The sequence below is a fragment of the Soonwooa buanensis genome, from assembly GCF_900167905.1.
GTDB lineage: Bacteria > Bacteroidota > Bacteroidia > Flavobacteriales > Weeksellaceae > Soonwooa > Soonwooa buanensis.
The window spans coordinates 515,324-538,039 of record NZ_FUYZ01000001.1 but is presented as its reverse complement, the minus strand read 5'-3'; the positions used below and the strand labels follow the sequence as shown (position 1 = coordinate 538,039).

Genomic DNA, 22,716 nt, shown 5'->3' with positions numbered 1-22,716 from the left:
TTAATATTAAATTTTATCTTTTAAAAATTATTTTAGAACATGATTTTGTTTAAACATTAAACTTCATATTCTGAATTCTCACGGCATTCAAAATCGCTAACAAAGCCACGCCAACATCAGCAAAAACGGCTTCCCACATCGTCGCTAATCCTCCTGTACCCAAAATTAAAACTACTGCTTTCACTACAAACGCAAGAATAATATTTTGCCAGACAATTTTCTTAGTTTCTTTTCCAATTCTTACTGCCATAGGAATTTTGGAAGGTTTATCATCCTGAATCACCACATCGGCAGTTTCTATCGTTGCATCACTTCCCAAACCGCCCATTGCAATTCCGACATCACTCAAAGCGACAACTGGAGCGTCATTAACGCCATCGCCGACAAAAGCAACACTTTCGCCACGAGTTTTTATTTCTTTCACTTTGTTCACTTTATCTTCGGGTAAAAGGTCTCCAAAAGCATTATCAATAGAGAATTTTTCGGCAACAGACTTTACAACCGCAGATTTGTCGCCGCTCAACATCGTTGTTTTGATGCCTAAACTTTTAAGTTCCGAAATCGCTTTTGAAGCATCTTCTTTTATTTTATCTGAAATGGTGATATATCCCGCAAATTTGCCGTCCAACGCAATAGCAATCAAGGTTTCTACAAATTGCGAATGGTCAACATTGTGTTGAATTCCAAATTTATCCATCAGTTTAAAATTCCCTGCAAGAAAATCTTTTCCGTCGATTTTTCCCTTCAAACCATGACCAGCAATCTCTTCGATGTTTTCCATTTTTAAATTATGGTCGATTTCACCAACATATTCATGAATCGCAGTCGCAATTGGGTGCGTAGATTTACTTTCGATAAAGTTTAATAATTTTAAAATTTCATCTTTATTAAAATCATTAGAAATATTAACGTCTTTTACTTGGAAAACACCTTCTGTAAGTGTTCCCGTTTTGTCCATCACCACATTTTTAATGTCTGATAAAATATCAAGGAAACTGCTTCCTTTGAATAAAATTCCGTTTTTACTTCCAGCTCCAATCCCTCCAAAATATCCCAACGGAATACTGATAACCAAAGCACACGGACACGAAACCACCAAGAAAATACAAGCTCGGTACAACCAATCTTTGTAATCGTAAGTTTCTACAAAAAAGTAGGGTAGTAGGAAAATTCCCAAAGCCAAAAATGTAACAATTGGTGTATAAATTTTCGCAAATTTTCGGATGAAAAGTTCTGTTTTTGCTTTTTGAGAAGTCGCATTTTGCACCATTTCCAAAATTTTGGAAAGTTTAGAATCCTTAAATTCTGTTTTAATTAAAACCTCAGAAACCGAATTTAAATTAATCATTCCAGCATAAACAGCATCGCCTTTTTGTTTGCCATCGGGTTTACTTTCTCCCGTTAAAGCCGCCGTATTAAAAGAACCTTTTTCAGAAAGCAATTCGCCGTCCAAAGCTAACTTTTCGCCAGGTTTCAATTGAATAATTTGACCAATTTTTGCTTCTTCGGCTTTAATTGTTTTTGCTTGATTTTCTTCTAAAATGGTTACTTCATCAGGTCTTTGGTCGAGTAAGGTTTTAATATTTAATTTCGCTCGGGAAACCGCCATTCCTTGAAAAGCTTCGCCAACCGCATAAAATAGCATCACCGCAACACCTTCTGGGTACTCGCCAATCGCAAAAGCACCAATTGTTGCAATCGACATCAAGAAAAATTCGGAGAAAAAATCCCCATATCTGATACTTTCAATGGCTTCTTTAATGACTGGAAAACCAACAGGAATATAAGCAATTAAGTAAAAAATCAACCGAATCCACTCTGAAAACCAATCTGGTTTTACAAGAAAATCTAATCCTAAACCGCCAAGTAACAACACCAACGAAATAATCGCGGGCAAAAATAATTGAAAAGTCGATTTGTCGGAATCGTGGTCATGGTCGTGGTCATGCGAGTGTCCATGCTCATGATTGTCATCGTGATTATGTTCGTGTGAATCGTGATTTTGAGGTTTATTTTTAGGACGATTGTCCGTTGAGCAGCAATGTTCCATAATTTTTTATTTAAAACAAATTTAGGAACAAAGTATATGCAACACTATTGCATTGTTAACAAACAAGTCTTACAAACGCCGTTGGCCACGAATTTTAATTCTTTAATTAAATAATCTTTTGGAAAATCTACATTCTGAAAATTGATATTTTCTAAACAAACCGTGTTTTTACATTCTGTACAGAAAAAATGCAAATGATAATCATGGTGATTATCCTCGTCGCAATGGTCGTGACAAAACAGATATTGCGTGGTATTATTTTCCTGAATACTGTGAATTAAACCTTTCTTTTCAAAGGTTTTTAGAGTTCTGTAAATCGTGCTTCTATCGGCGGTTTCCAAGATTTCTTCCAGTTCAGCCAACGAAATAGAATGATTGGTTTTCAAAAACTCCGACAACACCAATTGTCGCATTGGCGTAATCGGGATGTTTTTGTTTTCGAGGATTTTTTCTATTTCTTGAACCTCCATTTAAGATCAGATTTAATTTTAAATATACAATAAATTGTTTTTAGTGTATTTACAAGTTAAAATATAATCTAAATTTTCATAAAAGTCTTTTGTCAAAAAATCAAAAAGTATGTTTTTATACCCAAAACTGCTTACAAAAACTAACGATGTTTTCGAATTGTTAGTTTTAATTAGTATTTTTAAATTATTGTAAATCAGAATATTGTACACTTTGTCTATTGCTTGTCTATTACAACATCGTCTTTTTGACTATTATATTTATACCGTTGTTTTATAATTTAGTTTCACCAAAAAGAAAGTAGAAACTCCAAAGGTGTACTTTTTTATTGAACAAAAAAACAAACAATTATAAATTAAATATTAATAATGAAAACGAAAAATTTATCTATTAAAATGTTGTTGCTTGCAGGTCTATTCTCTTTGCCAATGCATGCACAAGTTTATATGATTGGTGCGCCATCTACCTCTGCTAGTAATGTACCGTTTGCAAATGGTGTTTCTGATGACGGTAAGGTTATTGGTCTTAATACTCAAAAGACGAATTATATATGGACAGAAGAGACTGGTGTACAACCTGTTGGGCAATTGGCGGGTTCTGGTGACTTTACATCTGGTGCTGTGCATATTACTAGAGATGGTAAAAGAGCAGTAATGCATTCAGCTGACAAACCTGGTGGGATGAATCAGATAGCAATCTATAATCGTGAAGATAATACTTGGGATTTTTTAAGTTCTAAAAGTACAGATTATAACACAGGTCTAACTGTCCCTTATGGTATTACGCCAGATGCTGATATTATTGTAGGTTTAGGAGCAACAAAGACTTACTCTTACAGTAGAGGAATATTTTGGAAAAAAGGTAATGATGACATTCAAACAGTGGAATCAATTTTTCCTACAAAGTATTTTGCTGTATATGGTGTAAGCGATGATGGTCGAGTTATGGTAGGATATCAGGATAATATGACGGGTAACAGATCTGGATCTCTTTGGAAAGATGGCGTACAGACTATCCTTACAGATTCTAATAACAAATCGGTACCCGCTTTACAAGCTGTATCTCGTGACGGAAAATGGGTTTTAGGTAAGCACGGAATCTACGCAATGAAATGGAGCGAAGAAACTGGTATGATTGATATTGTTGATCCTAACGCAACTTCAACTTTTACAGGTTTATCGACTGCAACTAATATTGATGGAAGCATCATTTTAGGATATTATAAAAGCTCGAATCAACCTAATCCTGGAGATGGAAAAGCTTTTATTTGGACAGAAAAAACAGGATTTAAAAACCTTAATGAATTCGTTAAAGAATTAGGTTTTGACGATCTAGGTATGCGTTTGGCAGTGCCTCTAAAGATGTCTGCAAATGGAAAACACATTGTAGGTGTTGGGGTTACTTCTGCGGGCAATGTTGCTTTTAAGGTTACATTACCAGACAGTTTCCTAGCAACCGCATCAGCTACAACTAAAGCAGCTGAAGTAAAGATTTATCCTAACCCAGTGCAAGATATTTTGAAAGTGGACACCGCTGCAAAATTATCAAAGTATGAGATATACGATATGAGTGGAAAGGTTATTTTTAAAAATGAATTAAAATTAGGAAATAACTCGATTGATGTATCGCAACTTAGCAAAGGTACTTACATTTTGAAAGTTACAGTTGATGGAAAAGAACAATCGAAGAGCTTTATTAAAAAGTAAAACGTTTTTTTATATTAGTTTAAATTTGGTTTAGAAAAGTCTGGAATATTTTCCAGACTTTTCATTTTTTTAAATAGTATAGATAAAACTTTTACTAACAATTGATTTTAGCAAAAATCATTTCAAATCAAAAAGATTCGGATGATTCCAAAACCAATGCTCAACAGAATTACATAAATCATATTAATCTTGAATCTCGTTAAAAGCAAAAGACAAACGCCAACCCAAATAAGACTTATCCAATGGATATTTTCAAAATTGAAATTTGCGTTATGGAACAAAATATTTTCGCCCAAATAAAATGCGAGATTCGCAATAACGCCAACAACGCCTGCAGTAACCAAAGACAGAACCGCCTGTATAGTCGAGTTTTTCTGCCATTTTTCAATAAATGGTCCGCCCAAAAAGATTAACATAAAATTGGGCAAAAAGGTAAAATATGCGGCTGCCAACAGACCAATACTTCCGATCAATAAAGAATGTTCACTGTGGTTAAAAGCTGCCATAAAACCAACATAAGCCAAGACAATTACTAACGGCCCTGGCGTGGTTTCGGCGAGTGCAAAACCGTCAACCATTTGGGTATTCGTTAACCAATGAAGTTTTTGTGTAACCAAATTCGCAACATACGGAATCACCGTGTAAGAACCACCAATCGTGAAAAATGCAGCTTTTGTAAACAGTAATGAAAAACTGGTGAAAAATCCTCCATCATTGCTAAAACAAATCAGCATTAAAAATGGAATAATCCATATCACAACAAAAACTGAAAATTGTAAAAGTAACTTCTTAATCGATATTTTCGGATTCTTCTGTAAACTGTTGATATAAAAATTTTCTTCGTTTTTTAAATTTTCTTCTGTTGGCTTCTTTAGGTTTAAAATTTTTGGATTGAATATTTGAATTAATATCCCCAAAACAATAATTCCCAAAATAATCCAAGGCATGGGAACGCCCACAAAAAATGATAAAATGAATGCTGCAAAGGCGACAAAAATATGAACCAACGAAAGCAGTGATTTTTTTGCAACTTTATAAGTGGCGAACAAAATAATCGCCAAAACCGCGGGTTTCAAAGCGTCAAACAATGAAATCAAAAACGGATGATTGCCATAAATTGCATAAATAATACTGAGCGCCAACAAAATGAGCGTGGATGGCAAAATGAAAAATAATCCAGAAATAATTCCGCCTTTTATGCCATGCAATTTCCAACCGATGTAGATGGCAGTTTGGTGAGCTTCTGGTCCTGGTAAAATCATACAAGCATTCAAAATATGAAAAAATTTGGAATCGCTAACCCATTTCTTTTTCTCGACCAAAAAGTCATGCATAATCGTGATATGCCCTGTCGTTCCGCCAAAACTAATCCAACCCAATTTGAACCAAAACCAAAAAGCCTCCCAAAAGGAAGGTTTTTCGATTTTATTTTGTGGAATATCCGTCATTTATTAGTAGTACAAATATGGTCTAAAATACGGATAATTATAGGTTTTTCAAAGTTTTTTGCTAAGTAATTTCCGCATATCACTTTTCAAAAATAGATGAGTTGTTAAAGTGGGGAAATTTGCGCGATCACCTTTCTTTAAAACTGCAAAATAGGCGACTGAGTTTTCAACGATGAAAACATATGAAACTTCACTTTCCGAATTAAATGACATCATCAATGGTTCGGTGAAAATAATTAATTCTTTATATACAAAATGTTCCGTCAAGCCTCGATTTTTACAGAAATCTCGAATTAAAGTTTTTGTATGATCGTTGGAGTAATCACTTTTTTGCACATAAAGATTCTTTTCGGTGGCTTTCCGATAGCCAAGGTAAATACAGAAAAGAATTCCAACTATTAATAAGTAGTATTCAAACCCCAAATTCTTTAAAGGAACATTCTTGCGATAAAGTATCATTGAAAAACCAAAGATGATAATTGAAGATAGGAAGAAAATGAAATAACGATCAAAAATATCGAAACCATTTTCGTCATAAACTAAGCGTTTCTTCTCAATGCTTTTTTTGGTATCCAGCCCGAATAATGCAATCATTCTATGAATTAATCAAATCCAAAAACTGTTGTTCATCCAAAATGACAATCGTTCCAATGTCTTGGGCTTTTTTCAGTTTGCTTCCTGCTTTTTCACCAACCACCAAATAATTAAGGTTTTTAGAAACTGCAGAAATATTTTTTCCGCCGTGTTTTTCTACCATTTCTTCGGCTTGTTCTCTTGTAAATAAAGACAATTTCCCAGTGAAAAGAAAGGTTTTATTTTCTAAAACCGTACTCAAAACTTCATTGGTGCTTTCGCCTTTTTCGAGTTGAACGCCATAGTTTTTTAAACGTTCAATCATTAAAAGATTTTCTTGATTTTGGAAAAATTCTACGATGCTCACTGCGATTTTCCCACCGATATCTTCAACCTGAGTTAATTCTTCGGTAGTTGCATTTTTCAAATCCTCAATTGTTGCAAAATTCTTCACCAATTTTTTGGCAACCGTTTCACCAACGTGTTTGATGCCAATTCCGTACAATACTTTTTCAAATGGAATTTGCTTTGACTTTTCAACGCCGTCAATGATATTTTGAGCCGATTTTTCTGCCATTCTTTCCAAAGGCAGCAATTGTTCTTTGGTCAAAGTGTAAAAATCTGCTGGGTTTTCAATTAATTTTTCGCGGTACAATTGCTCAATGGTTTCGCTACCGAGATTCTCGATGTTTAAAGCTTTTCGAGAAACATAATGTATCATTCTTCCCACAACTTGCGGCGGACAATGCAAATCATTTGGACAAAAATGAATCGCTTGGTCTTCAATTTTCACCAACTCGGATCCACATTCTGGACAATTCGTGATGTATTTTATTTCCTCGCTTTCAATCGTACGTTTTTCAGTGTTAACGCCAACAATTTTCGGGATAATTTCGCCTCCTTTTTCTACAAAAACAAAATCGTTTTCGTGTAAATCGAGTTTTTTTATGATGTCTTCATTGTGCAAAGAAGCGCGCTTTACAATGGTTCCAGCGAGCAAAACAGGCTTCAAATTTGCAACTGGCGTTACAGCTCCCGTTCTTCCAACTTGGTAAGAAATGCTCTGCAATTCGGTTTCCACTTTCTCCGCTTTGAATTTATACGCCATCGCCCAACGAGGAGATTTTGCCGTGTAACCCAATTGTCGCTGATGTTTTAAAGAATTGACTTTAATGACAATTCCATCGATTTCAAAAGGCAAATTGTGACGTTCTGTATCCCAATAATTGATAAAATTTTTGACATCATCCAAAGTCGTACACAATTTGGCTTGGTCTTCCGAAACTTTGAAACCCCAATTTTTAGCTTTTGCAAGCAAGTCCCAATGCGTTTCCGCAGGAAATTCTTCTGCAATATATTGATACAAAACTGCCGAAAGTCCACGTTTTCTAACTTCTGCAGAATCTTGCATTTTCAAACTTCCACTTGCTGTGTTTCGTGGATTCATAAACGGATCGAGACCTTCTTCTTCACGAATTTTATTGAGTTTATCAAAGTTTTTTCGGGTTAAATAAATTTCACCTCGAATAAAAAATCGGTTCGGGAAATCACCTTTTAATTTTAAAGGAATATCCGAAATCGTACGTACATTATTTGTGATTTCATCACCTTGAAATCCATCGCCACGCGTTACTGCTTGCGAAAGTTGTCCATTTTCATACAAAATAGAAATCGAAGCGCCATCGTATTTTAGCTCTGCGACAAATTCCACAGGTTCTTCGATGGTTTTGATGATGCGCTTTTCCCAATCTTCTAAATCATCAAAATCGTAAGAATTATCCAAAGAATACATTCTAAATTGATGCTGAACCGTCGGGAAATTCTTCGTTACACCACCGCCAACACGCAAAGTAGGAGAGTTGGCATCCGTAAATTCGGGATGTTTTTCTTCTAAATCTTGCAATTCTTTAAGCAAAACATCAAATTCGAAATCCGAAATACTCGGCTCATCAAGAATGTAATAATTGTAATTGTGTTGGTGAAGCTCTTCGCGCAAAGCCTCTATTTTATGCTGAATCTCCTTGGACATCTTTTTGAAATTGTAAAAACAAAGATAATAAAACTTGCCCCGAAAATGCGAAAAAGCTCGTTGTTGATTTTATAAACAAAAAGACGCTTTGGCTTTTATTAAACCGCAAAAGTCACAAAAGCTTTTAGCAATTCAAAAGTGCAAAAAAGTTGTGCAATAAATTTTGGTGTTAGCTTTTCTCATTTCTTTTGTTGCTTTTGTGGAGAAAATTTTTAACCGCAAAAGAGACAAAAATTCTAAGCAATTCAAAAGTACAAAAAGCTTTGTATAGAGCTTTTTGCTAAATTTTAGCATAAACTTTTAGGATTTTCTTTTGAAACTTTTGCGGTAAAGAAAAGCATTATTTTTGTCGTTTTCATTGATTCTTTTGCGGTAAAAAAAATAATTTTGTTTATTCTTATATTTTAAACATGAAAAAAACACAAATAATTGCGCATCGTGGATTTTGGAAAACCAATCCTGAAACTTCTGAAAATTCTATTCAAGCTTTAAAAAATGCTCAAGAATTGCAGGTTTACGGTTCTGAGTTTGATGTTCAAATGACGAAAGATGCAGAACTTATTGTTTTTCATGATGAATGGATTGATGATTTGGAAATTGCCGAAACTAATTTTGAGGATTTAAAAGATTTAAGACTTTCAAATGCTGAAAATATTCCGACTTTGGAAGATTATTTAATTCAAGGAAAAAAAGCATCAAATTGTAAGTTAATAGTAGAATTAAAACCTTGTAAAACCAAAGAATTAGAATATTTAATGGTAAAAAAAGCTTTGGAATTAATTCAAAAATATGATTTAGAAAATCAGCGTGAGTTTATTTCTTTTAGCTTGAACATTTGCAAAACAATTAAAAAAGAGAAACCTAATTTTATAGTGTTTTATTTGAATGGTGATTTAAATCCACAAGAATTGAAAGAAGCTGGTTTGGATGGTTTTGATTATGATTTCGAGTTGCTATTAGCAAATCTAAATTGGATTTCCGAAGCTCAAAATTTAGGTTTAAAAACCAATTCTTGGACAGTGAATGATTCTGAAATTTTTAGAAAACTTTCCGATGCTGGAATTGATTTTATTACAACAAATACGCCTGATGTTTTTGTAAATGAATGAAATTAAATTTAGTTGTAAATATAAAAAAGTAAAACGCAAAGCTAAACAAAGTTTCTTGCCTACATCTCTTTTGATAAACAAAGCCACTTCGTTTATTTTAAGTAAACCGAATTTATACTTCTTAGATAAGTGTAACGCCTTTGTTTATCTAAGAAATAGAAAATTCTTTGTTTTGCATTGCCTTTAAAATGAATCGTGAATTTAGGATATTATAATCTCAACAATTAGTTCACATACAATCTTTAGAAAACGAAATTTCATTTTGTAACTTTGCAAAATGTAAAGTTTAATCATAAAAAATAAAAAAATGACGAGCTTAAAAGGAAAAAATGCAATCGTAACTGGCGGTGGAAGAGGACTAGGAAAAGCTGTTGCCATTGCACTTGCTAATGAAGGTGTGAATATCGGAATTACAGGAAGAAACGAAGAAAACCTTAAAAATACAGTTGAAGAACTGAAAAATTTGGGCGTTAATGCGACTTATTCGGTTTTTAGTATTGATGATGAAGCGGCGGTAAATAACGGAATAAAAACTTTGGTTACAGATTTAGGAAGCATCGATATTTTGGTGAATAATGCTGGAATTGGCGATTTTGGCAAAATCAATGATATGTCGACCGACGTTTGGGAACAAGTGATGAAAACCAATTTGTTTGGTGTTCTTTATACTTCGAAAGCGGTTTATCCATTTTTAAAAGAAAAAGGTCAAGGTGATATCGTGAATGTAGCTTCTACAGCAGGTTTGAAAGGTGGTGCAGGAATGTCAGCTTATGCAGCAAGTAAAGCAGCGGTGATTTCTCTTTCGCAATCGATGATGGCGGAATGGAGAAAAGATAACATCCGTGTGATTACGTTAACACCGAGTACCATTGCATCTGATATGAGCATCCAAGGTGGATTAACCGACGGAAATTCTGAAACCGTTCTTCAACCAGAAGATTTTGCAGAATGGGTTAGAGATATTCTGAAAATGAACCGCAGAGCAATGATTGCGAATGGTTCTATTTTCTCTACAAATCCGTAACTCTTACAACAATATAAAATAAAAGCGCAACCAAATATGGTTGCGCTTTTGTTTTGGAACTCGGATGGTCAAATATTTTTTGTTTATTAGTAATTTGTTATTTTTTGTTCGTACTCGAGAGAAAATTTAAAAAACAGATTTAAAAATTTATTAATTTAAGTATATATTTACGGAAATTATAATTGAAGTGGTAACGAAATCATGAGTCATTTAGAAAATATATTGCGCGAGATAACGCCTTTGTCGTCAGAAGACAGCTTTTTGGTTTTTGATCGTATTCATAAATCTTTTGAATTTCCGTACCATTATCATCCCGAAGTCGAACTCAATTTTATCGTTCACGGAAAAGGTTATAAAAGAGTTGTGGGAGATCATTCTGACGAAATCGATGACCTAGAGTTGGTTTTGATTGGACCCAATCTGCCGCATTGTTGGGCAAATCATAATTGTAAAAGTAAGAGATCGCACGAGATTACAATCCAGTTTAACCAAGATTTTTTTTCGCAGGCATTAATGGGTAAAAATATTTTTAAACCGATTAATAATTTGATGCGCGATTCGATTAAAGGAATTTTATTTTCCCAAGAAACCGCCGAAAAGCTAAAGAATTCGCTTTTGACTTTATCAAAAATGAACAGTTTCGATTCTTTTGTTGAGGTTATGAAAATTCTCAACGAACTTGCTAATTCTAAAGACCGCACGCTTTTATCTTCATATAGCATAGAGCAGGAGAAGTTTTCATATAAAGACACGATGCAAATTGTACATGATTATGTGCATCAAAATTTTAAGTCCAAAATTATGTTAAACGATATCGCAGCATTGGTTAACATGAGTATCCCGACCTTTAACCGTTTTATAAAACAAAGGACAGGAAAGACTTTTATTAATTATCTTAATGATATTCGGGTGAGTTATACGGTGCGTTGGATGTTGGAGCGCAATATGACAATTTCTGAAATTGCTTTTGAAGCGGGCTTTAATAATATTGCGAACTTCAATAAGATTTTTAAGTCGGTTAAGAATACAACGCCTTCCAGTTTTAAGGAACAATTTGCCGGAATTAAGAAAATTGAATAGTTTTTTTGATAGACAGCATCTACAATTTGTAGACAAAGCCTCTTTTTTTCTAATATTTCAACGATTTGAGATTTCATTTTTAACTATTTGAAATCAACGTTTTAAAGCCTATTTCCAACTACTAGGCTAGGTAGTATAAAAAATAATATCGTTTTATGATAAAATAGTATTACATCTGATTAACTACAAAAATTAGTTTTGTTTTTATGAATTAAATATTAACAGAATTTTAAATATTTAAGATTGAATAGTCATCTCTCTTAAATAATTTATAAGCTGTTAAACCATATTCTCTCAAATAAATAATACAAAACTTATGAGAAAAGCAGTTGTACCTATTTTATTCGTTTTTTCTTTGGTTGCAAATGCACAGGAGAAAGTATCGGATACTACAAAGACTAAAGACATAGAAGCGGTTGTTGTAACAGCTCTTGGTGTCAAAAGACAAGCTAAGTCATTAACTTATTCTGCACAACAAATTGGTGGTGATGAACTTACAGCAGTTAAAACGCCCAACTTACTAAATGCCATTAACGGTAAAGTATCCAACGTACAGATTAATAAAACCAATGGTGTTGGTAGCTCGGTTAGGGTTATTATGCGTGGTAATAAATCTACAGCAAATGCTTCACCATTGTATGTTATTGATGGGATTCCGATGTTTAATGGCACTGGTAGTGCAGCAGATATTAGTCAGTTTTCTACGATGCCAGATGGTGGAGATGTGATGAGTTCTATCAACCCAGATGATATCGAAAGTATTAACTTTTTGAAAGGCGCATCTGCATCTGCACTTTATGGTTCTGCAGGTGGTAACGGTGTTGTATTAATCACGACTAAAAAAGGTCGTGCTGGACAAAGCTCAATTACCTATAACACAAGTATAACTATGGATAGAGCTTATAGCTTACCAAAATTACAGCATAGCTACTTGTCTTATGATCCTGCAGCTACAGGCTCTACTGCAGGAGAATCTCACGAAAGTTGGGGTGCAAAAGGTACATCAAAAGATTACTTGAAAGATTTTTTGCAAACAGGTGCAACTTGGGTTAATAGCCTATCATTTCAGTCTGGTAATGAAAAATCTTCTAACTATTTCTCAATTGGTAATACAACCAACAAGGGTGTTGTACCATTAACTAATTTTGATCAATACAATGTGTCTTTCAGAAATTCTAGTAAGTTTTTAGATGATAAATTAACATTGGATGCTAGTTTTCTAGGCTCACTTCAAAATAGTATTAACAGACAGACGCCAGGGGCATCTTTTTCTCCTTTAGTGAGTCTTTATTGGTTACCAAGAGGGGTTGATTTTGATCAATATGGACCAAATAATTATACGTATCCAGATGCTAGCAGATTATTAACGGGACAAAATTGGTGGGAGATTGGTGACGATGGTAAGTTTAAAGGAAATCCAGCTACACAAAATCCATATTGGATTTTAAATAGAAATAAAGTAACAACTAACAATCGAAATGTTTATACTTCAGTTTCGTTATCTTATCAAATTAATCCTTGGTTAAGTGCAAGAGCAAGAGGTAATTATAATTGGAATACATCTAAGAGCCAACGTAATATTTATGCATACTCCGATCCAACATTGTTAATAACTGCCAATAAGGATGCAGAAGGTAATGTAATGCCTGGGACTAATAATGGACGATTATTAAAAGATACTTTTGAAAATTCATCTACCTATGGTGATGTGTTGTTAATTGGTAATCCAAAAATAACAGAAGATATTTCATTAGATTTTACAATCGGTGGAAGCATTAATACATTGAGAAAAACTAAAACCCGATTAGATAATTCTCACTTAGTAAATCCAAATTTGTTCCTCGAAAGTAATTTATCTTGGCCTGTAGATGATAATGGAAAACCACTACCTCCAGCAGACGGTAACCATAATAGTTATTCGAGTACAAAGCAACAGACTCAATCCTTTTTTGCAAGTACTTCGGTCGGATTTAAAAATTTACTTTATGTTGATGTGACTTTCAGAAATGATTGGGATTCGACATTGTCTGGTACAGGTTCTTATTCTTACGATTACGAATCGATTGGTGTTAACACAATTCTTTCATCCGTCTTTAAACTTCCTGAAGCTATTAATTTTTGGAAGCTTAGAGGTTCTTATGCAACAGTTGGGTTAGGACTTCAGCCAAATAATACTTATTCGATGACGAGTTCGCCATTTAACTATGGTCTAGATAATGGATTTATCATTGCAACGACAGCTGGTAATGTACCTAAGGAAACTTGGAATGGTATATTGTCACCAAAGCCAGAGCTAAACAAAACGCTTGAAGTTGGTACAGAATTGAGAATGTTAAAAAATAGATTAAGCTTTGACTTTACATACTATAATTCAAATACAACCAATCAACTTTTGCCTATTGAGCTTACAGGTAACTTCGGAGGAATAGTCTCTGGATTCTATACTATTAATGCTGGAAAAATCAGAAATACTGGTTTCGAATCATCATTATCGTATAAAGTTTTTAAATCTGAAAAATTTGGTTGGACAACCACTTTGAATGCTTCGGCAAATACAAACAAGATTATTGAATTATTCCCTTCAGAGTTAGGTGTTCCTTCAGATTGGAAAATGTCCTTAGCTGGTGGTGGAAGTTATACAAAGTTAGTATTGGGAGGTTCTTTTGGAGATATATATGGTACACAATTCCAAAGAGATGATCAAGGTCGGATTTTGGTTGATGAAAATGGCAAGCCTACAAGAACAAAAGATGTTCATTATTTGGGAAATCCAAACCCTAAATTTATGATTGGTTTCGCTAACGAATTTAATATTGGTAAATTAGGAATATCTTTCCTTGTTGATGGTAAATTTGGAGGACATGTGTTATCTCTTACTGAAAGAGCAAATGATCTATATGGTGTGAGCCAAGCTTCAGCAGATGCGAGAGATGCTGGCGGCGTAAGAATTCCTAACGCAGTTTATGCACCAGGTACAGCTAACCCTAGTTCTGCGTATACTGGTTTAACCGATGCAAAAACTTATTATCAAGCGGTTGGAGGTGTATTGCCAAATACTGGTATTGATGAAGCTTATATCTATAAAGCTACAAATATTCGTCTTCGTCAGGCTTCAGTATCATATACATTTGATGTTAATTCAAAATATATGAAGAATGCTACAGTAAGTCTTGTTGGATCTAACTTATTTTTCTTGTACAAAAAAGCACCATTTGATCCAGAACAAGTATCTGGAAACACGCCAGGTGGTGTTGGGGTAGACTCTTTCGGTAACCCAATTACAAGATCTTTAGGATTATCTTTAAAAGCGAACTTCTAATTTAAAAATTACAAAAAATGAAAATACATAATATTACAAAATGGATGATAGGCGCAGCGATGTTGTTTTCTATGACAGGTTGTACGAGTAACTTTGATGAAATTAATTCTGAAAATGCAGTTACACCAGAAAGTGCTTTAGCAGATTACGGTATCATTGTTAGTTTGATGAAGACGATGCAAAATACCTTTAAATCTGACACACAACTTTATCCAAATCTCAGTGCTGATATGTACAGTGGTATGTTTAGTACCGCAACACAATTTAATGGAGGTAAAAATAATATGACCTACTTTATGATGGACGGTTGGAATAATAGAATCGTACAACATCAGGTAGAAATTTTTAATACATCTATCAATATCGACACAGCAATAAGAAAGAATTATTCGGATCTTGATTTTACAGGCTTTAAAGCTGTTAAAAAAATATTAAGAGTCATGGCCGCTATGAAGGTTGCTGACAGTCATGGACCTGTTGCCTATAGTAAATTCGAAACTCCTAATTCTAATGGTGTTACAGATTTTGATTCTCAAGAAGATGCTTACAACTATTTTATCGCGGATCTTACGGCGGCTATCAATGATTTACAAAAAATAGGAACTTCTGCACCAAGTGTTAATGCATCTGATAAAGCGGTTCTAAAACTTTCTGACAAAGTCTACAAAGGCGATATGCTAAAGTGGGCTAAACTTGCGAACTCACTTAAGTTGAGATTTGCAATGAGAATGAGCTATGCAGATCCCGCTAAATCTAGAAAATATGCAGAAGAAGCTTTGATTTCATCAGCAGGTTTAATTGACAGTAATGCAGATAATGCTTTGATGAGCATCGGCGAAAACGAAATGAATTTTATCGTTTATAGCTGGGGAGACTGTTTAGTAGGTGCACCTTTAGTAACATATCTTCAAGGTTATTTTGATCCTCGTCTTTCTGCTTATGTTAAGCCGGCAACAGATCAAAGTATCGAAGGTGAATACAAAGGTATCAGAACAGGTATTGATTTAATAAATGGAAAAACGACTTATGGAGGGTTTTCGCAACCAATAGCAAAATCTGCGACAGGCGATTATTTTTCGGGAACAGATGGTAAATTAAAACTATTTACTGCTGCCGAAACATGGTTCTTAAAATCTGAAGCGGCACTTAGAGGTTATAGCGGTGCTGGCGATGCAAAAACCAATTACGAAACGGGTGTTGCACAATCTTTCGGAGAATGGGGTAAAGATGGTGTTGCTGCTTATCTTAATGATAGCGTATCAACGCAAGAACCTTATATTGATCCAAAAAATCCTGCAAACAATGTCTTGGAGGGAGATTCTCAATTGAGTACAATTACTATCAAGTGGAATAATGCAGACTCTAACGAAAGAAAGCTAGAAAGAATCATTACTCAAAAATGGTTGTCGTTATATCCTAATGGTCCAGAAGCTTGGGCAGAGCAGAGAAGAACAGGTTATCCGATTCTTTTCAAAGTTAGACAAAATGATAGCGGTGGTACAATCGATACCAATGCAATGGTGAGAAGAATTCCGTTTACCAACGATACGAAAACGTCTACATTAAATTACCCACAAGCAGCATCTATGCTTAACGGTCCAGATACTGGTGGTACTAGACTTTGGTGGGATAAAAAATAATTCATATTTATTATTTTCTCTTTGGATAGGGCACAGTAATTTGTGCCCATCTTTTAAACTTAAATAAATTGTGGAAAAACTGCAAGTTTCAAAATCTAAAATAAATCCGATGTTCTGGATTCCCACTTTGTATTTCGCAATGGGGATGCCATTCGTAAGTATTAACTCGGTTGCAGGTATCATGTACAAAAACATGGGAATCACCGATGCTAAAATTGCTTTTTGGACAGCGCTTATTTTATTTTTTTGGACGATCAAACCTTTGTGGAGCCCTTTTTTAGAAATTTATAAAACCAAAAGATTTTTTGCGATAACCGCACAATTATCAATTGGCGTTTTATTCGCGTTGGTGGTTTTTACGCTACCGATGTCCGATTTCTTTAAGTACAGTATTGGCTTGTTAGCAGTTGTCGCTTTTTGTGGCGCAACGCACGACATCGCAGCTGACGGAATCTACATTAATGCTCTAACCAATAAAGAACAAGCTAAATATATTGGTTGGCAAGGCGCTTTTTACAATATGGCAAAAATCGTCGGAAGTGGCGCTTTGGTCTATCTAGCTGGGACTTTAGAAAAGTCAAAAGGCGTTACCAATGCTTGGATGATGATCATGGGGATTTGTTCGGCGGTGTTTATCAGTTTGGCGATTTATCATTATTTCGTTTTACCTAAAGAAAGTAAACCACAAGCAAGTACACATCAAAAATCATTTAAAAATGTACTCGACGAACTTCTGAAAATTATTAAAACTTTTTTCACAAAACCTCAGATTTTGTGGAGTATTGGTTTTGTAATCTTCTATCGTTTTGCAGAAGGTTTCGCGATTAAAATCGCGCCACTCTTTTTCAAAGCACCAAGAACAGCAGGAGGTCTAGGATTGTCGACAGAGGATATTGGTATTATTTATGGGACTTACGGATCGATTGCTTTTATTTTAGGCTCTGTTTTGGCGGGACATTTTATATCAGCAAGAGGTCTCAAAAAATCATTGATTTGGTTATGTTGCGCTTTTAATATTCCATTTGTTGTGTATGCACTTTTGGCGTTTTATGTTCCTGAAAATCTCTATATCATCGGCGCTGCAGTCGTATTTGAGTATTTCGGATATGGTTTCGGATTTGTTGGTTTAATGCTTTACATCATGCAACAGATTGCACCAGGCGAACATAAAACTTCACATTATGCCTTTGCAACAGGAATTATGAATTTTGGTGTTATGCTTCCAGGGATGATTAGCGGTTACATAAGCGATGCTATCGGTTACAAAATGTTCTTCATTTGGGTATTAGTAGCAACTATTCCAGCATTTTTGGTGACCATGTTTGTACCATTTCCACATCAAGAAGAAAAGCTTGAAAGTCAAAATTAGATTTTGTAAAAACTTCAATTATTTTTCACAACTAAATAATGAGTATTAAACTCATTCTTAATGATTTTCATTTTTAAAATTGTTTTAAAACAGAAAATCATTTAATAAAATTTAAAAATAAAAAAATGAAAACATTTCCATGGCAAGAGCGCCCGGAAGGCAATAAAGATATCATGTGGCGTTTTTCCGAAAATCCAATTATCGGACGTTATGATATCCCGAGTTCTAATAGTATTTTTAATAGTGCCGTAGTCCCTTTTGAGGATGGCTTTGCAGGTGTTTTTCGTTGCGATAACAAAGCGGTACAGATGAATATCTTTGCGGGTTTTAGTAAAGATGGCATCAACTGGGAGATCGAGCACAATCCAATCGAGATGAAGGCTGGGAATACAGAAATGATCGTTTCTGACTACAAATATGATCCTCGTGTTACATTTATTGAAGATCGTTATTGGATTAGTTGGTGCAATGGTTACAATGGGCCAACTATTGGGATTGCTTATACTTTTGACTTTAAAGAGTTTTATCAGTGTGAAAATGCCTTCTTACCTTTTAACAGAAATGGCGTGCTTTTTCCAGAAAAAATCAATGGTAAATATGCGATGTTAAGTCGTCCAAGTGATAATGGGCATACACCTTTTGGTGATATTTTTATCAGTTATAGTCCTGATATGAAGTATTGGGGCGAGCATCGTTGCGTGATGAAAGTGGCGCCTTTTATGGATAGCGCATGGCAATGTACCAAAATCGGTTCTGGTTCTGTTCCTATTAAGACAGAAGAAGGTTGGCTGATGTTTTATCACGGAGTTATCAATACTTGCAATGGATTCCGATATTCGATGGGTGCGGTTTTATTGGATTTAGAAAATCCTGATAAAGTCTTATATCGTTCAAAACAGTATCTTCTTGCTCCCGCCGAACTTTATGAGACAACGGGCGATGTTCCGAATGTTGTTTTCCCGTGTGCGGCGATTGCAGATGGCGATAAAGTGGCAGTTTATTATGGCGCAGCAGACACTGTTGTTGCTGTAGCTTTTGGTTATATCTCAGAGATTATTAATTTTATGAAAAAAGATTCATTGTAAAAGACTTTTAGCATGATTAAACATTTCAAGATTTTAGTATTTTTCGTTTGTGTCTCAATTTTAGGATTTGCTCAGGATAAAAATGACATTCTAAAATGGGTTGATCCTTTCATTGGAACAGGTGGTCATGGACACACATTTCCTGGCGCGACTTCGCCGTTTGGGATGATACAACTAAGTCCAGACCAAAACACAAAATCTGGCGATTGGGATTGGTGTTCGGGTTATCATTACTCCAGCAAAACCATTATGGGCTTTAGTCACAACCATCTTAGTGGAACAGGTTGGGCAGATTTGGGCGACATTTTGGTGATGCCAACAACTGGCAAAATCAATATGATTGCTGGCACTGAGCAACAACCGCAAAATACATATCGTTCGACATTTAGTCATGATAGAGAGTCGGCGTCGCCTGGATATTATTCGGTGATGTTGGATTCTTACAATGTTAAAGCAGAATTGACAACTTCGGAAAGAGTTGGTTTTCATAAATATACGTTTCCCAAAACAGAGGAAGCTAATATTATCATCGATCCAACTAATAAAATCTACGGAACAGTTTATCACACTGCGATTACGATAGAATCAAATAAAAAAATTATTGGCTATTCTTACAGCACAGGTTGGGGCGGAAAACGCTTTGCATATTTCGTGATGGAGTTTTCTAAACCTTTTAAAAGCTCGGGCGTTTACAAAGCAGGAAAAATTCTTGAAAACGAGAAAGCAGCCATCGCAAAAGATGCAAAAGCCTATGTGAGATTCTCAACTGAAAACAATGAAGCGATCGAAATAAAAGTGTCGTTATCGCCGATTAGTATTGAGAATGCTGAAGAAAACTTAAATGCTGAAGCTAAAAATGTTGACTTTGCAAAAGCTAAAGAAAACGTACAAAATACATGGCGAAAACTGATTTCAAGATTTGAAGTCACTGGCGGAACAGACGACCAACGCAAAATTTTCTACACTGGCGTTTACCACACATTTATTGCGCCTAATCTTTACATGGATGTTAATGGAGAATATGTGGCAGCTGAGGAAAATATGATGGCTAAAGGTTTCAGAAATTACAGCACATTTTCGTATTGGGATGGCTTCCGCGCGACGCATCCTTTGTTAACGATTATGGATCAAAAACATACCACCGAATTTGCGAACTCTTTGATTAGTCGTCACAAAGATCGTAAAGATCACATGCCAATTTGGGAGCTTACAGGTTATGATAACTTCTGTATGTTGGGCTACCACAGTGTTTCGGTGATTTGGGATGCCATCTCAAAAGGCGTTCCTGGGATTAATCTAGAAGATGCTTTTGCAGCGATGAAAGACGCGTCTTTAACAGAGAAAATTAAAGGACCAGACGGTGGAATCGATGATTATCTGAAGTACAATTATGTGCCGTCAGATTACGTGGCTTCGGTTTCCAAAACTTTGGAATATGCGTATGACGATTGGTGTATTGCGCAATTGGCTTTAAAACTTGGTAAAAAAGAAGAAGCGGAAATCTATATGAAACGCTCTCAAAATTATCTTAATACATTTAATAAAGACAACAATCATTTTTGGCCAAGAAAAAAAGATGGAAAATTTGTTGAAAATTTTGAATTAAATGATTGGACAAAGTTACAACCACATTGGGTTTCTGGGAATATTTGGGCTTACGATTTGTTTGTGCCGCAAGATATTCCTGGTATGATAAATCTTTATGGTGGCAAAAAAGGATTTGAAGAAAAATTGGATAATACCTTTAACCAAGATTTAAAAATGATTGGCGAGCAACATGTTGATATTTCGGGCTTTATCGGCTCTTTGGGATTTGGTGATGAGCCAGGACATCATGTTCCGTATTTGTACAATTATGCTGATGTTCCGCACAAAACTCAAAAAATGGTGAAGTTTATTAGAGACAATATGTATCATGCAAAACCAGATGGCATCGTGAATAACGAAGATTGTGGACAGATGTCGGCTTGGTATATTTTCTCGTCTTTAGGCTTTTATCCCGTGACGCCAGGCAACGGAAAATATGCAATCGGGACACCACAATTCCCAAAAGTTAGTTTAAAACTAGAAAACGGAAAAACATTTACGGTCGTTGCTGATAAGATTTCTGACAAGAATTTTTATGTTCAAAAAATATTTTTAAACGGAAAAGAGCATAAAACTTGGGAATTGGATCACGCAGATATTATGAAAGGTGGCGAGCTAAAATTCGTTATTGGAAGCAAACCAGCTAATTAATTTAAACCAAGAAATGTAATTAAACTTGATTAAAAAAACTAACGTCAGTTCGAGTAGATTTTGCAAAAATCGTATCGAGAACTATTTTAATCAAAAACAAAAAATCTAAAATCGCGAAAAATAAATAGATATGAAAAGAAGACAATTTATCCAAACAAGTTCATTAGCAGGAGCAGGATTATTATTCCCAAACTTGGCTTTTTCAAAAGCTATTTGGGGAGAAAATTATCCAGTGGTACGTGTTGCAAAAGACAAGCGTAACTTCTCTAGTGAAGCGGTAGAAAGTGCAATTTCACAATTTAAAAAGAAAGTAAAAAATAAAGAGCTAAGTTGGCTTTTCGAAAACTGTTTTCCAAACACTTTGGACACAACGGTTTTCTTTAGCGAAGCAAACGGAACGCCCGATACTTACGTCATTACTGGTGACATCGACGCGATGTGGTTGAGAGACAGCTCGGCGCAAGTTTTTCCATATTTACAGTTTTCTAAAGATGATCAAAATCTACATAAGTTAATTGCTGGCGTTATCCATAAACAAACGAAATTTATCCTAAAAGATCCGTATGCAAATGCGTTCTACAACGATGATAAAAAAATCAGTAAATGGAAAGAGTTTGATCATACAGACATGAAAGATGGTACACATGAAAGAAAATGGGAAATCGATTCTTTGTGTTATCCGATTCGTTTGGCTTATCATTTTTGGAAAGAAACTGGCGATACCAAACCGTTTGACAACAATTGGTTGCAAGGGATAAAGTTGACGCTTCAGACTTTTAAAGAGCAACAAAGAAAAGAAAATCTCGGTCCTTACAAATTTGAAAGAACGACAGATTGGGCAACCGATGGCATCCCGATGGGCGGTTACGGTTATCCTGTAAAACCAAACGGATTGATTTGTTCGATGTTCCGACCAAGTGATGATGCAACAATTTGGGCATATCTTATTCCATCTAACTTGTTTGCTGTTGTTAGTTTGAGACAAGCTTCTGAGATGCTTTCTAAAATTAAAAATGAAACAAAACTAGCGCAAGAGCTTTCGGCTTTGGCAAATGAAGTTGAAAATGCGATTAATAAATACGGAATTTACAACCATCCAGAGTTTGGAAAAATGTACGCTTTCGAGGTTAATGGTTTTGGAAGTTACAACTTAATGGACGACGCTAACTGCCCAAGTTTATTAGGTTTGCCGTATTTGGATGCTGTTAAAGAGAACGATCCGATTTATCAAAATACTAGAAAATTTGTTTGGTCTGAGAACAATCCATTCTTCTTTAAAGGAAAAGTTGCGGAAGGTATTGGCGGACCACACATTGGTTTGGATATGATTTGGCCAATGAGCTTAATCATGAAAGCGTTGACAACGAAAGATAAAACTGAAATCAAAAATTGCATTCAGATTTTACAAAAAACACACGGCGGAACAGGATTTATGCACGAGTCTTTTCATAAAAATGATAGTAAAAAATTCACGAGATCGTGGTTTGCTTGGGCGAATACTTTATTTGGAGAACTACTTTGGAAAACCTTTAAAGAAAGTCCAGAATTGTTGAGCTAATCAACATTTTTACAATCCTG

At 35.0% G+C, this 22,716-nt stretch carries 15 protein-coding genes; 10 read left to right on the top strand and 5 right to left on the bottom strand.

Annotated features, from left to right (window positions below):
- Positions 1-49 precede the first annotated feature (49 nt).
- Together B5X62_RS02585 and B5X62_RS02580 are read right to left on the bottom strand one after the other, a co-directional pair.
- A complete protein-coding gene (locus tag B5X62_RS02585; RefSeq protein WP_079665809.1) occupies positions 50-2,050 on the bottom strand; it encodes a heavy metal translocating P-type ATPase in 2,001 nt (666 codons plus the stop codon).
- Positions 2,051-2,094: 44 nt separating this feature from the next.
- Positions 2,095-2,520: a Fur family transcriptional regulator gene (locus B5X62_RS02580; protein ID WP_079665808.1), complete on the bottom strand. Its 426-nt coding sequence runs from the start codon at positions 2,518-2,520 to the stop codon at positions 2,095-2,097.
- A gap of 366 nt (positions 2,521-2,886) precedes the next feature.
- Here B5X62_RS02580 and B5X62_RS02575 point away from each other — a divergent pair, with 366 nt between their 5' ends.
- On the top strand, positions 2,887-4,224 hold the full coding sequence (locus B5X62_RS02575) for a T9SS type A sorting domain-containing protein (RefSeq protein WP_079665807.1): 1,338 nt from the start codon (positions 2,887-2,889) through the stop codon (positions 4,222-4,224).
- Positions 4,225-4,346: 122 nt separating this feature from the next.
- Here the strand turns inward: B5X62_RS02575 and chrA are convergent, their stop codons facing one another.
- The 3 genes from chrA to ligA are packed head-to-tail and all read right to left on the bottom strand — an operon-like array spanning position 4,347 to position 8,274.
- Positions 4,347-5,672, bottom strand: a complete 1,326-nt coding sequence (gene chrA / locus B5X62_RS02570) for a chromate efflux transporter (RefSeq protein ID WP_079665806.1) — start codon at positions 5,670-5,672, stop codon at positions 4,347-4,349.
- Between the two features lie 48 nt (positions 5,673-5,720).
- On the bottom strand, positions 5,721-6,266 hold the full coding sequence (locus B5X62_RS02565; protein WP_079665805.1) for a hypothetical protein: 546 nt from the start codon (positions 6,264-6,266) through the stop codon (positions 5,721-5,723).
- Between the two features lies 1 nt (position 6,267).
- Positions 6,268-8,274 carry an NAD-dependent DNA ligase LigA gene (gene ligA / locus B5X62_RS02560; RefSeq protein ID WP_079665804.1) on the bottom strand — a complete coding sequence of 669 codons (2,007 nt, stop codon included), beginning with the start codon at positions 8,272-8,274 and terminating at the stop codon, positions 6,268-6,270.
- 410 nt (positions 8,275-8,684) lie between these two features.
- Here ligA and B5X62_RS02555 point away from each other — a divergent pair, with 410 nt between their 5' ends.
- The 9 genes from B5X62_RS02555 to B5X62_RS02515 all read left to right on the top strand — a co-directional run bounded on the left by B5X62_RS02555 (position 8,685) and on the right by B5X62_RS02515 (position 22,696).
- Entirely contained in the window at positions 8,685-9,383 is a 699-nt protein-coding gene (locus tag B5X62_RS02555; RefSeq protein WP_079665803.1) for a glycerophosphodiester phosphodiesterase, read from the top strand.
- Positions 9,384-9,690: 307 nt separating this feature from the next.
- Positions 9,691-10,407, top strand: a complete 717-nt coding sequence (locus B5X62_RS02550; RefSeq protein WP_079665802.1) for a 3-ketoacyl-ACP reductase — start codon at positions 9,691-9,693, stop codon at positions 10,405-10,407.
- 201 nt (positions 10,408-10,608) lie between these two features.
- A complete protein-coding gene (locus tag B5X62_RS02545) occupies positions 10,609-11,487 on the top strand; it encodes an AraC family transcriptional regulator (RefSeq protein WP_079665801.1) in 879 nt (292 codons plus the stop codon).
- Positions 11,488-11,803: 316 nt separating this feature from the next.
- Positions 11,804-14,806 carry a SusC/RagA family TonB-linked outer membrane protein gene (locus B5X62_RS02540; protein WP_079665800.1) on the top strand — a complete coding sequence of 1,001 codons (3,003 nt, stop codon included), beginning with the start codon at positions 11,804-11,806 and terminating at the stop codon, positions 14,804-14,806.
- Between the two features lie 17 nt (positions 14,807-14,823).
- Entirely contained in the window at positions 14,824-16,446 is a 1,623-nt protein-coding gene (locus B5X62_RS02535) for a SusD/RagB family nutrient-binding outer membrane lipoprotein (RefSeq protein ID WP_079665799.1), read from the top strand.
- Positions 16,447-16,555: 109 nt separating this feature from the next.
- Complete coding sequence (locus B5X62_RS02530) at positions 16,556-17,815, top strand: MFS transporter (protein ID WP_079665950.1); 1,260 nt, start codon at positions 16,556-16,558, stop codon at positions 17,813-17,815.
- 125 nt (positions 17,816-17,940) lie between these two features.
- Positions 17,941-18,900, top strand: a complete 960-nt coding sequence (locus B5X62_RS02525) for a glycoside hydrolase family 130 protein (RefSeq protein WP_079665798.1) — start codon at positions 17,941-17,943, stop codon at positions 18,898-18,900.
- Between the two features lie 12 nt (positions 18,901-18,912).
- Positions 18,913-21,138: a GH92 family glycosyl hydrolase gene (locus B5X62_RS02520; RefSeq protein WP_079665797.1), complete on the top strand. Its 2,226-nt coding sequence runs from the start codon at positions 18,913-18,915 to the stop codon at positions 21,136-21,138.
- A gap of 130 nt (positions 21,139-21,268) precedes the next feature.
- Positions 21,269-22,696 (top strand): glycoside hydrolase family 125 protein, encoded by a 1,428-nt coding sequence (locus tag B5X62_RS02515; RefSeq protein WP_079665796.1) that lies wholly within the window; start codon positions 21,269-21,271, stop codon positions 22,694-22,696.
- The last annotated feature ends 20 nt before the right edge of the window (positions 22,697-22,716 follow it).